The sequence below is a fragment of the Knoellia sp. p5-6-4 genome (genome assembly GCF_029222705.1).
In the GTDB taxonomy this organism is placed as follows: domain Bacteria; phylum Actinomycetota; class Actinomycetes; order Actinomycetales; family Dermatophilaceae; genus Pedococcus_A.
Map to the genome: position 1 here is coordinate 1,147,841 of NZ_JARGZF010000002.1, position 12,130 is coordinate 1,159,970.

The 12,130-nt window shown below is 73.7% G+C and carries 11 protein-coding genes; 6 read left to right on the forward strand and 5 right to left on the reverse strand.

The features are described from left to right. Positions 1-25: 25 nt before the first annotated feature. Complete coding sequence (locus tag P2F65_RS16805; protein WP_275810379.1) at positions 26-829, forward strand: M23 family metallopeptidase; 804 nt, start codon at positions 26-28, stop codon at positions 827-829. 114 nt (positions 830-943) lie between these two features. Here P2F65_RS16805 and pcrA read toward each other — a convergent pair whose 3' ends face one another. Both pcrA and P2F65_RS16815 read right to left on the reverse strand, forming a co-directional pair. Continuing rightward, positions 944-3,367 (reverse strand): DNA helicase PcrA, encoded by a 2,424-nt coding sequence (gene pcrA, locus P2F65_RS16810; protein WP_275810382.1) that lies wholly within the window; start codon positions 3,365-3,367, stop codon positions 944-946. 45 nt (positions 3,368-3,412) lie between these two features. Then, the gene (locus P2F65_RS16815; protein WP_275810385.1) at positions 3,413-4,699 is read right to left on the reverse strand and encodes an FUSC family protein; all 1,287 of its coding nucleotides are present in this window, start codon (positions 4,697-4,699) and stop codon (positions 3,413-3,415) included. A 102-nt stretch (positions 4,700-4,801) separates the two neighbouring features. Between P2F65_RS16815 and P2F65_RS16820 the strand changes: the two genes are divergently transcribed. Genes P2F65_RS16820 through P2F65_RS16840 form a run of 5 tightly spaced genes read left to right on the forward strand, consistent with a single transcriptional unit; the run spans position 4,802 to position 9,654 of the window. After that, a complete protein-coding gene (locus tag P2F65_RS16820) occupies positions 4,802-6,103 on the forward strand; it encodes an MFS transporter (protein ID WP_275810388.1) in 1,302 nt (433 codons plus the stop codon). Beyond that, positions 6,100-6,927: a uracil-DNA glycosylase gene (locus tag P2F65_RS16825; RefSeq protein WP_275810391.1), complete on the forward strand. Its 828-nt coding sequence runs from the start codon at positions 6,100-6,102 to the stop codon at positions 6,925-6,927. Before P2F65_RS16820 ends, P2F65_RS16825 begins: the two co-directional genes overlap by 4 nt. 26 nt (positions 6,928-6,953) lie before the next feature. Next, complete coding sequence (locus tag P2F65_RS16830) at positions 6,954-7,511, forward strand: GNAT family N-acetyltransferase (protein ID WP_275810394.1); 558 nt, start codon at positions 6,954-6,956, stop codon at positions 7,509-7,511. Between the two features lie 43 nt (positions 7,512-7,554). Further along, positions 7,555-8,538, forward strand: coding sequence for a quinone oxidoreductase (locus P2F65_RS16835; protein ID WP_275810397.1), 984 nt, complete (start codon positions 7,555-7,557; stop codon positions 8,536-8,538). A gap of 30 nt (positions 8,539-8,568) precedes the next feature. Continuing rightward, on the forward strand, positions 8,569-9,654 hold the full coding sequence (locus P2F65_RS16840) for a DNA polymerase IV (RefSeq protein ID WP_275810400.1): 1,086 nt from the start codon (positions 8,569-8,571) through the stop codon (positions 9,652-9,654). Between the two features lie 13 nt (positions 9,655-9,667). On the opposite strand, the gene P2F65_RS16845 is transcribed toward P2F65_RS16840, so the two are convergent. From P2F65_RS16845 to P2F65_RS16855, 3 genes are read right to left on the reverse strand one after another with little or no spacing between them, the layout of a single operon-like run. Next, a complete protein-coding gene (locus P2F65_RS16845) occupies positions 9,668-10,012 on the reverse strand; it encodes a hypothetical protein (RefSeq protein ID WP_275810403.1) in 345 nt (114 codons plus the stop codon). A 15-nt stretch (positions 10,013-10,027) separates the two neighbouring features. Next, positions 10,028-10,705 (reverse strand): response regulator transcription factor, encoded by a 678-nt coding sequence (locus P2F65_RS16850; RefSeq protein WP_275810405.1) that lies wholly within the window; start codon positions 10,703-10,705, stop codon positions 10,028-10,030. After that, a complete protein-coding gene (locus tag P2F65_RS16855) occupies positions 10,692-12,083 on the reverse strand; it encodes an ATP-binding protein (protein ID WP_275810408.1) in 1,392 nt (463 codons plus the stop codon). Before P2F65_RS16855 ends, P2F65_RS16850 begins: the two co-directional genes overlap by 14 nt. Positions 12,084-12,130 lie beyond the last annotated feature (47 nt).

The following is a 12,130-nucleotide window of genomic DNA, read 5'->3' on the forward strand; positions in this document are numbered from 1 at the left end:
CCCTGCACGTGAAGGTAAACCCTCTGTGAGTTCTCGTTACCAGGGCCGCCACCGCGGCTCGAGCAACGGACGACGCCGAATCCCCCAGAGTTTCAGTTCCGGCTTCGCCCTGCCCACCGCCGCGGCGGCCACCTTGGTGCTGACCGCCACCGGGGCCTCGGTCGCCGAGTCCGCCCCCATCCAGCTGGACCTGACCGGCGCCGAGGCCCGCGCCAGGGCCGACGCGGCCGCCTTGGAGCGCGCCGAGGCCACCGAGGAGCGCCAGGCCTTCGAGCTGAAGATGGCTGCCGCCCAGGCCCGCGTGGCCGAGGAGCAGCGAGCCTCCCGCGAGCGCGCCCGCACCGCCCTGCTCAAGAAGCAGAAGGATGCCGCCGCCAAGAAGGCTGCCGCCGAGGCCAAGGCCAAGGCCCTGGCGGCCGCCGAGGCCAAGCGCAAGGCCGAGCGCAAGTGGATCTCGCCCATCGCCGGCGCCACCTTCACCTCGGGCTTCGGCATGCGCTGGGGACGCATGCACAACGGCAACGACTTCGCCTGCCCCGTGGGCACCCCGCTCATGGCCATGTCGCAGGGCACCGTCATCTTCGCGGGCCAGGAGGGCGGCTACGGCAACAAGGTCGAGATCGAGTACTGGGACGGCACCGTCTCGTACTACGCCCACATGGACACCATCAGCGTCACCGTCGGCCAGCAGGTCGCCGTGGGCGACCAGGTGGGCACGAGCGGCAACACCGGCCACTCCACCGGCCCGCACCTGCACCTCGAGATCCACCCCGGCGGCGGCGGCGCGGTCGACCCCGAGCCGTGGCTGCGCGAGCGCGGCGTGCAGTAGCAGCACCGCAGATATGTGAAGCGCCCCCTCGGACCCGGTCCGAGGGGGCGCTCGCGTGTCAGCTGCGGGCCGTGTCAGTTCCGGGCCGTGTCGCCCCGGGCCCGGCCGGCGACGTCAGAGCTTCTCGAGCGGGGCGTAGCGCAGGAGCAGCCGCTTGACGCCGGTGTCGGCGCCGAAGTCGACGTGGGCCATCGCCTTGTCCCCCTCGCCCTCGACCCGCACGACGGTGCCCAGGCCGAACGAGTCGTGGGTGACGCGGTCGCCGGCGTCGAGGCTGATGACCTTGCGGTTGCCCGGCGAGCGCACCCCGGGGCGCGCGGCGAGCCTGGCCACGGCGGGGGCCGAGCCGCGGGAGGCCAGCTGGGTGTCGCCGGTGCGCTGCCAGTCGACGAGGTGCTCGGGGATCTCGTCGAGGAACCGGCTGGCCGGGTTGTACTGCGGGGCGCCCCACGCGGAGCGGACCGCCGCCCGCGAGATGTGCAGCCGCTCCCTGGCCCGGGTGATGCCGACGTAGGCGAGCCGGCGCTCCTCCTCGAGCTCGCGGTTGTCAGCGAGCGCCCGCATGTGCGGGAACGTGCCGTCCTCCATGCCTGTGAGGAACACGACCGGGAACTCGAGGCCCTTGGCGGTGTGCAGCGTCATCAGCGTGACCACGCCTTGGTCCTCGGCCTCCTCGCTGTCGGGGATCTCGTCGGCGTCGGCCACGAGGGAGACCTGCTCGAGGAAGTCCTCGAGGGTGGCGACCTCACCGGTCTCGGCGCGGTTCTCGTCGAACTCCCGGGCGACGGCGACGAGCTCGGCGAGGTTCTCGATGCGGGTCTCGTCCTGCGGGTCGTGGCTGGCCCTCAGCTCGGCGAGGTAGCCCGTCTTCTCGACGATCGCCTCGAGCAGGTCGCCCACTCCGGTGTCGTCGCGCTCGGCCACCTCCCGCAGCTCCTCGAGCAGGGTGGTGAAGCCCTTGATGGCGGTGACGGACCGCGTCGCGATGGCCGGGGCGTCCTCCGGACGGCCCAGCGCGGCGATGAACGGGATCCGCTCCCGCTCCGCGAGGGCGGCGATGCAGGCCTCCGCCCGGTCACCGATGCCGCGCTTGGGCACGTTGAGGATGCGGCGCAGGTTGACCGTGTCGGTCGGGTTGGAGATCACCCGCAGGTAGGCGAGCGCGTCCTTGACCTCGCGGCGCTCGTAGAACCGGGTGCCACCGACCACCTTGTAGGGCAGGCCGACCCGGACGAAGACCTCCTCCAGCGCACGGGACTGCGCGTTGGTGCGGTAGAAGACCGCCACGTCCTTGGGCTTGACGCCGTACTGGTCGCCGAGCTGGTCGATCTGCCGCGCCACGAAGGATGCCTCGTCGTGCTCGTTGTCACCGACGTAGCCGACGATGCGGGCGCCGGCGCCGGAGTCGCTCCACAGGTTCTTCTTGCGGCGCTCGGGGTTCTTGGCGATGACCGAGTTCGCCGCCTGCAGGATGGTCTGCGTCGAGCGGTAGTTCTGCTCGAGCAGGATGGTCCGGGCGTCCGGGTAGTCCTCCTCGAACTCGACGATGTTGCGGATGGTCGCGCCACGGAAGGCGTAGATCGACTGGTCGGCGTCACCGACCACGACGAGCTCGGCCGGCGGGACGCTGGGCCCGTCGGCCGGCACCCGCGCGTCAGCGGTGCCGCCCACCAGCTCGCGGACGAGCTGGTACTGCGCGTGGTTGGTGTCCTGGTACTCGTCGACGAGCACGTGGCGGAAACGGCGGCGGTAGTGCTCGGCCACCTCGGGGAAGGCCTGGAGGATGTTGACCGTCGTCATGATGAGGTCGTCGAAGTCGAGCGCGTTGGCCTGGCGCAGGCGGCGCTGGTAGCCCGTGTAGGCCTCGGCGAGGGTGCGCTCCTGGTGGGTGCCCTCGGCGACCCGGGAGGCGTAGGTCTCCTCGTCGACGAGCTCGTTCTTGAGGTTGCTGACCTGGTGACTGAACGAGCGCGGCGGGTAGCGCTTGGGGTCGAGGTCGAGGTCGCGCATCACCATCGACATCAGCCGCTGGCTGTCGGCGGCGTCGTAGATGGAGAAGGTCGACTTCATGCCGACCTTGGCGGCCTCGCGGCGCAGGATGCGCACGCACGCGGAGTGGAAGGTCATCACCCACATCGAGCGGGCGCGCGGGCCGACGAGGGCGGCGACCCGCTCGCGCATCTCGGCGGCCGCCTTGTTGGTGAACGTGATCGCCAGCACCTGGCCGGGCTGCACGCCGCGGGCGCCGAGCAGGTAGGCGATCCGGTTGGTGAGCACCCGGGTCTTGCCGGAGCCTGCTCCGGCGACGATGAGCAGCGGCGTGGCCTCGTGGAGCACCGCCTCCCGCTGCTGCGGGTTGAGTCCCGCCAGCAGCTCCTCGGGGTCGGTGTGCCGTGCGCCCGGGCCGTCGGGCCCCCCACCTGCCGCCGCGGCAGCAGCCCAGGTGGGGACGCCTGCGGCGTCCACCTCGGTGTCGCGGGCAGCCTCCGTGGTGGAGGTCGGGCGGGGGAAGGGCAGGTCGTCGAAGAGCGTGCTCATGTTGCTGCCCAGCCTACGGTGCGGCGGCGACACCGACCTCATCGCTCACCGGGCGCGGCGGCCCCGAGGCAGGCGCACCTCCAGACCCGTCAGCAGGGGCAGGGTCAGGGCCGAGCGGCGCTGCCACTCCTCGCGCTGGCGCACCCGGCGCTCGAGGTCGAGCTCGACGAGCACCTGCTCGACCGCGGCCAGGATCGTGCCGCGCAGCAGCCAGAGGCCGGCGTCGCTGCTCGGCCGGCTGATGAGCAGCTCGGAGAGGATGGCGCGGGTCTCGCGCAGGATCTCGAGGCTGCTGGCGAGCGCGCGCTCGGCCTCCTCGAGGTTGCCCTCCGCCTCGGCCCGCACGAGCTCGCCGAAGCCGCGCAGGCAGTCGGCGACGTCGCTGAGCACGACGGCGAACGCCTGGCGGGCGTCCTCGTCGTAGGCCGGTGAGCCGGGCCGGTCGGGACGCTGCTCGGCCGCCGGTGGCTCGTCGGGCAGCTCCTGCAGCAGCACGGCGAACAGGGCGCGGACCGCCAGCACGCAGCCCTCGAGGCGGTCGAGCCCGCTGCGCAGCACCGGGGCCACGCTCTGGGTGCCGAGCGCCCGGGGGTTGAGCTTGCGGGACTCCTCCACCTGGCTGACCGCGCGCGACGCCGTGGCCAGCGGCCCGGAGACGGCCCTCGCCTGCTCGGCCCACTGGGCGAGGTCGGCCCGCCTGACCTGCCCCTCCGCGAGCGTGCGTGAGGCGCCCTCGAGGCAGTCGGCAGCCGCGTAGGCGACCCGCAGCACCTCGGAGCCGGCCCGGCGGTTCGGCACCGCGGCCGGCAGGAGGAGGTTGAAGGCCACGCCGACCGCGGCCCCGACGAGGGTGTGCGCCACCCGTGCCTCCGCCACGAGGTCGGGCGAGGTCACCCCGAGGATCAGCATGGCGCTGATCGGCACCTCGAGGGCCTGGGCGCCGAGCCGGAAGACCTTGGCCAGCAGCAGCGAGGCGGCGATGACGAGGGCGAGGCTCCACCAGGTCAGGCCCGCCAGCGTCGAGATGGCGACGGCCACGAGCACGCCGGTCAGCACCGCCCCGACCCGCAGCAGACCCATCCGCACGGTGGAGAAGGCGGAGGCCTGCAGGACCAGCAGGGCCGTCAGCGCGCTCGTCAGGTCATACTTCGCGCCGGTCACCTGCCACGCGAGCAGCCACGCGAGCACCGCCGCCGTGGTCAGCCGCAGCACCTCCGAGAGGGTGCCGCGCAGCCGGCCCGGCAGGTCGCGCCAGGCACGCGGGCGGGTCGGCCAGGCGACGTCGGCGGCACGCTCCGCCGCCTGCTGCCACCGCTGCCGCCGGTCCGCCACGGGCACGAGCGTGGCACGCGGGGCGGCGCTGCGCACGGTTGTCGTGGCCGAAGCCCGTGCGCGTGCCGAATTCCGGTTGCGGCCGCCCGTAGCGTGGGGACCGTGCACGACTACCGCAGCGACGTGGCGATCCTCCGCGACCGCCGTTTCGCGTTCCTGTTCGCCGCACGCACCCTCTCGATGCTCGGGATCGCCTTCGCCCCGGTGGCCCTGGCGTTCGGCATCCTCGACCTGCCCGGTGCCACGCCCACGACCCTGTCGCTGGTGCTCGCGGCCGAGTCGGTCGCCATCGTGGTGCTCACGCTCGCCGGCGGGGTCATCGCCGACCGGTACCCGCGTCACCGCGTGCTGCAGGCTGCGGAGTGGGTCAACGCCCTGGCCCACGTGGGCCTGGGCCTGATGATCCTGGGCGAGCAGGCGCCGACGTGGGCCCTGGCCACCGCCGCTGCGGTCTCGGGCACCGCGACCGCAATGGTCTGGCCGGCCCTCACCGGCATCGTGCCCGACGTCGTGCCGGCCGCCCACCTCCAGCAGGGCAACGCCCTGTTGGGGCTCGGCGGCAACGTCGCCCGCGTGGCCGGTCTCGTGGCTGGCGGTGTGGTCGTCGTTGCGGTGGGTGGTGGCTGGGCGCTGCTCATCGCCGCTGCGCTGTTCGGCGCGGGCGGCCTGCTGATCTCCCTCCTCGCCCTGCCGCGAGCCCGGGCCCACGAGGAGGTCTCCGGCACGATCCTCGGCGACCTGCGAGACGGCTGGCAGGAGTTCCGCAGCCGGCAGTGGCTCTGGGTCGTCGTCGTGCAGTTCTCGGTGCTCGTGATGGTGTGGCAGGCCGCCCACCTCGTGCTCGGCCCGGTCGTCGCGAGGCAGGAGCTCGGCGGGCCCAAGGCGTGGACCGCGGTCCTCACCGGCGAGGCCATCGGGCTGATCGTGGGGGTGCTCATCGCGATGCGGATCCGGCCCCGCCGCCCCATCCTCGCGGTGACGCTCCTGAGCTTCGGGGCGGCCCCGCCCTACCTCCTCCTCGGCGGCAGCGCGCCCCTGTGGCTGGTCGTCGCGAGCGCGTTCGTGCTCGGCGTGTGCTTCGACCTCTTCACCGTGCTCTGGCAGACCACCATGCAGCGGGAGATCCCGCCCGCAGCGCTGTCCCGGGTGAGCTCCTACGACGCCCTGGGCTCGCTGATGCTGGGCCCGCTCGGGCTCATCCTGGCCGGCCCGGCCGCCGAGTCCTTCGGTCCGCACCCGGCGCTGATCGGCTGCGGGGTCGTCATGGTGCTCACCACCCTGTTCGCCCTCAGCTTCCCCGGTGTCCGCAGCCTGACGGCGCCGCCCGCCGCGCCTGCGGGCGCAGCGCTGTCGCCCGACCTCCCCGCGGCCGGGCCATCCGGAGCGCCGGGGGTCCGTCCGTGAGCGTGCCGCTGCCCCACCCGGTCACCGGGCAGGTGTTCCCCTCCCCCGTGCCACCGGGCACCGGCTGGCCTGGCGACCCCGCCGGCGCCGACACCCCCGTCGCCCGCACCCCTGCCCAGGTGGCCCGGCTGGCGTCCAGCGCGCCGACCACGGCCGAGCTCGACGCGCGGGTCTCGGTGTGCCGCGCCTGCCCTCGCCTCGTGGCCTGGCGCGAGGAGGTCGCCGTGAGCGGTCGCCGCGCGTCGTTCGCCGACCAGCCCTACTGGGGCCGCCCCGGTCCGGGTTTCGGAGACCCCGACGGCGAGGTGCTCGTCGTGGGCCTCGCACCGGCGGCCAACGGCACCAACCGCACCGGGCGCATGTTCACCGGCGACCGCAGCGGCGACTGGCTCTACGCCGCGCTCCACCGCGGCGGCTACGCGAGCCAGCCGCGCTCCTGGGCGAGCGGCGACGGGCTGGCGCTGCACGGCATGCGGATCGTCGCGGCGGTGCGCTGCGCGCCGCCGGCCAACAAGCCGACCACCACCGAGCGACAGACGTGCGGCCACTGGCTCGACCGCGAGCTGGAGCTGGCCGCCCCGCGGCTGCGGGCGATGCTGGCCCTCGGCTCCATCGGCTGGGACGCCGCGCTCGCGAGCGCCCGCCGGGTGGGCTGGGACGTGCCGCGCCCCAAGCCGCGGTTCGGCCACGGCGCCGAGACCCTGCTCACCACGGGCGACGGCCGACCGGTGCGGCTCGTCGGCAGCTACCACGTCAGCCAGCAGAACACCTTCACGGGCAAGCTCACCGAGGCGATGCTCGACGAGGTCATCGCGCGCCTCTGACGTCCGATGCCCCCTACCGTCGTGCCATGACCGAGCTCGCCACCCCGCACGTGCGCTTCCACCGCTCCTTCCTCGCCGCCATCGACGAGTTCCTCGACGCGGGCGAGGAGGCCTACAGCGGCGTGCTGGTGTGGCCCGCCGACGAGCGCTTCCCCGGCATCACGTTCACGCGCGAGGGCCTGGATGACCCCGCCGAGTTCGCCCGGCTGGTGCGGCTGAAGGTCGACGACGCAGAGCCCCACAGCCCCCGTCCGACCGGCTGGGTCCCCGCCACGCACCTGTGGATGGCTGACGGCGACGAGTACCTCGGCCAGATCTCGTTGCGGCACAGCCTCGACAACCCGTTCCTCGCCGAGCTCGGCGGGCACATCGGGTATGCCGTGCGCCCGGGCGCGCGTCGGCGCGGGCACGCCACCGACGCGCTGCGCGCGGTGCTGCCGGTCGCCGCGCGCAGGGGCCTCGACCGGGTGCTCGTGACCTGCGACCTCGGCAACACCGCCTCGGCGCGCACCATCGAGGCGTGCGGGGGCGTCCTCGAGGACGAGCGCTCCGGCAAGCGGCGCTACTGGGTCACAACGGGCTGAACCGGCCGAGCGGCGGCCGGCCGCGCGGCCTACAGTCAGGCAGGTGAGCACGACAGCGCGCGCCCTGGTGGTCCCCCGCAACGGCGACTCCTCGGTCCTGGAGGTCCGTGACGTCGAGGTGCCGGATCCGGGGCCCGGCGAGGTGCAGGTCGAGGTGGCTGCGGTGGGCGTCAACTTCATCGACGTCTACCAGCGCGAGGGCGTCTACCCGATCGCCACGCCGTTCGTCTCCTGCTCCGAGGGCTCCGGCACCGTCACCGCCGTCGGCGACGGCGTGGCGGACGTCTCGGTCGGCGACCGCGTCGCGTGGGGGCAGGGGCTGGGCAGCGCCGCCACCACCGTCAACCGCCGCGTCGACGACCTGGTGCCCGTGCCCGACGGGCTCGGCCTCGACATCGCCGCCGCGGCGATGCTGCAGGGCATGACCGCGCACTACCTGGTCAACAGCACGTATGCCGTGGGGCCGGGGACCGTGGCCCTGGTCCACGCCGCGGCCGGCGGGGTCGGGCAGCTGCTCGTGCAGTTGGTCACGGCCAAGGGCGGGCGGGTCATCGCCACCGCCGGGTCGCCGCAGAAGCTCGAGATCGCCCGCCGGCTCGGTGCCGCGACGGTCATCGACTACTCGCAGACCGACGACCTGGCCGCGGCAGTGCGGGCCGCCAACGGAGGAGCCGGGGTCGACGTCGCCTACGACGGTGTCGGCAGGGCGACCTTCGACGCCTCGCTCGCCTCGCTGCGACCCCGGGGGATGATGGTGCTCTTCGGCGCCTCGAGCGGCCAGGTGCCACCCTTCGACATCCAGCGGCTCAACCGGGGCGGCTCGCTGTTCCTCACCCGTCCGACGCTCGGGCACTACGTGGCGACCCGCGCGGAGCTGCTCGAGCGGGCCGGCTCGGTGCTGGGCGACCTGGCTGCGGGGCGGCTGCACCTCGAGGTCGGTGGCCGGCACCCGCTGGAGGACGCGGCGCGGGCCTACGACGAGCTCGAGGGCCGGCGCACCACCGGAAAGCTGCTGATCGTGCCCTGAGCCGTCGGCGCGACCGGGCAGACTGTCGCCATGGCGCCCTGGGTGCTGCACGTCGACCTCGACCAGTTCATCGCGGCGGTCGAGCTGCTGCGGCGCCCCGAGCTGCGGGGCCGGCCGGTCATCGTCGGCGGCCGCGGCGACCCGGCGGAGCGCGCGGTGGTCTCGACCGCCTCCTACGAAGCCCGCGAGTTCGGGGTCAGCTCGGGCATGCCGCTCAAGGTGGCGGTCCGCAGGTGCCCGCAGGCCGTGCTGCTGCCCGTCGACGCGCCCCTCTACGAGGCGGCCTCGCAGCAGGTGATGGACACCCTCCGCGGCATCGAGGGCGCCGTGGTGGAGGTGCTCGGCTGGGACGAGGCGTTCGTCGGCGTCGACACCGACGACCCCGAGGCCTTCGCGCGGCGCATCCAGTCACAGGTGCTGGCAGCCACCGACCTGCACTGCTCGGTCGGCGTCGGCGACACGAAGATCCGGGCCAAGATCGCCACGGACTTCGGCAAGCCGCAAGGGGTGTTCCGGCTGACCCGCGACAACTGGTTCGAGGTGATGGGTGAGCGGCCGACCAGCGCCCTGTGGGGCGTCGGGAAGCGCATCTCGACCCGGCTGGCCGGCCTGGGCATCGCCACCGTGGCCGACCTCGCGGCAGCGGAGCCTGAGCGCCTGGCAGCAGAGTTCGGCCCGGCCATGGGCCCCTACTACGGGCGCCTCGGGCGCGGAGTCAGCAGCGCCCACGTCGACGACACGCCCTACATCCCGCGCGCGCACGGCCGCGAGGTCACCTACCAGCAGAACCTCAGCGACGCCGACGAGATCGCCTCAGCCGTGGCCACCCTCGCCGAGCAGGTCGTGAAGGACATTGCGGCGGAAGGGCGGCCGTGCATGCGCGTGCACCTCAAGGTGCGCTTCGCGCCGTTCTTCACGGTCGCCCGCAGCCGCAAGCTCGCGGAGCCGACCTTCGACGCGACCCTGATCGGCGACACCGCCCTCGACCTGCTGCGCGGCCTCGCCGACGAGCGCCCCATCCGCCTGCTCGGCGTGCGAGCCGAGATGGTCCCGCCCGAGGGCGGCTACGACGACGAGGGCCGGCGCGCCGCACGCGACCCGCGGGCGGCCGGCTGAGGTCCCCGCCCGCCTACCAGAGCACCGCGATCGCCGTGTTGAGGACGGCGAGCGCGCCCGCGGCGCCCACCAGGGTGGGGTTCGGCTCACCACGCTTCTGGCGGGCGTTGGCGATCTCGGCGCACGCCGCCACGGCCAGGGCGACGAGCAGCTTCACGCCGACCTTGCCGTTGTTCACGGGGTCGTCGTTCATCTCGAGGACGCCGACGAGCAGCAGGCCGGTGAGCACCTGCGCGCGGGCGCCCCACAGGATGGCGGGGATGACCTTCGGGGCGCGAACCACGGCGAGCCAGCCACCGACGACCGCAGCCATGCCGAGCAGGTGCACGAGGACGAGCAGGTGCTTGAGGAAGTCCATGGCCCGGAGCCTAGTTCACAGCAGCCGGCGCCCCATCGCCCAGGCCGTCAGCTCGTGGCGGGACGACAGCTGCAGCTTGCGCAGCACCGAGGAAACGTGTGTCTCAACGGTTTTCACCGAGATGAACAGCTCCTTGGCCACTTCCTTGTACTGGTAGCCGCGCGCGATCAGCCGCATGACCTCACGCTCACGCGCACTGAGCCGGTCGAGCTCCTCGTCGACCTCCGCGATCTCTCCCGCGGCCGCGCCGAAGGCATCGAGCACGAAGCCCGCCAGCCGCGGCGAGAAGACCGCGTCACCATCGGCGACCCGCCGGATCGCCGAGGTCAGGTCGGTCGCGCTGATGGTCTTGGTGACGTAGCCCCGAGCCCCGGCGCGGATCACCGCGATGACGTCCTCCGCCGCGTCCGACACCGAGAGCGCGAGGAACCGCACGGGCTGGCCACTGGCCGTCTCGAGGCCGCGGCAGCCGTGCAGCACGTCGACACCCCCGTGGCCGGTGCCGCCCGGCAGGTGCACGTCGAGCAGCACCACCGCGGGGCGGGTCTGCGTGATGACGTCGACGGCAGCCTCGACGTTCGAGGCCTCCCCCACGATGTCGACCCTGTCACCGATCTCGGCGCGCACGCCGGAGCGGAACATCCGGTGGTCGTCGACGAGCACGACCTCGACGTGGGGCTCACGGGGTTGCATGGGAGGCCTCCGCAGGGGGTTGGGGCTGAGTCCGGACGGGTTCGGCGGGGCCGCCGTTGGTCGTGAGCGGTGGCAGGGTCAGGCACACCTCGGTGCCGTTCTCGAGCCGGCGCACCCGAGCGCTGCCGCCGTGGCGCTGCATCCTGCCGAGGATGGACTGCCGCACCCCGAGCCGGTCGTCGGGCACGTCGTCGAGCTCGAAGCCGTCACCGTGGTCGCGCACGAAGGCCTCGACCCCGGCGGTGCCGATCTCGACGTACACCGACACCGGCGGCCTGCCGTGCCGCACCGCGTTGAGCAGCGCCTCCCGCACCGCGCGCACCAGGGCGGTGCCGCCGTCGTCCAGCGGACGGTCGCCGGTGGCGACGAGCTCGATGGGCGTGCCGTGCACGTCCTCGACCTCGTGCGCCACCCCTGCGACCGCGGAGGCGAGCGTGGAGTCGGAACCGGCCTGGCCGGCATACAGCCAGGAGCGCAGCTCGCGCTCCTGGGCGCGGGCCAGCTGCGCCACGGCGGTGGGGTCGTCGGCGCGGCGCTGGATGAGGGCGAGGGTCTGGAGCACCGAGTCGTGCAGGTGCGCGGCGATGTCGGCGCGCTCGGTGGCGCGGGCCCGCTCGGCCTGCTCGCGCCGCAGGTCTCCCCACAGGCGCAGGCCCCAGGGGGCGGCGATGAGCACGAACCCGGCCACGACGGCCAGGGAGGCCAGGGCGATGTCCCAGATCGCCGAGAGGGAGCGGCCACGAGTCGCCACGATCACCAGGCCCGTCAGGGCCAGGAGGGCACCGAACACCAACCGTGCCACGCTGAACCGCCGAGGCCCCTCCGAGGAGCCGAGCCAGCGCCCGCGCTGGGCGTCGTCGAGCTGGGACCACGCGATCACCGCTCCGACGGCGACGATGAGCAACGGCACCAGGAAGCCCAGGCGGAGGTTGAAGCCGGCACTCTGCGCCACGGCCACGAGACCTGCCACCAGGAGGATGCCACCCGCGAGCAGGGCACGCGTCGCCGAGCGCTCCTGCTCGTCGGTGGCGGCGCCCACCGCCGAGGCGGCCTCCCCCACCGGCACTGCCGGACCCGACGGGCGGGCCGGGTCGACGGGCACCCGGCCGTCATCGCCCTCGACCACGCCCTGCACCGACTGCGGCGTCAGCGCCCAGAGGAACAGGTAGGCCGCGAGGCCCGCACCGCCGGGCAGTGCCAGCAGCACGAACACGATGCGGACCAGCCGCACCGGCGCACCGAGGTGCTCGGCCAGACCGGCGCACACCCCGGCGACGACCCTGCCCTCGACGGGGCGGTGGAGGGTGCGCCGCGGCGGGCGCTGCTCCGCGGCCCCTGCCTCAAGGGCAGTGGCGGGCCGCTCGTACGGGGTGGGCATGTGCCCATCTTGGACCACCCCGACTGGCGCAAACACCGTATTCAGGG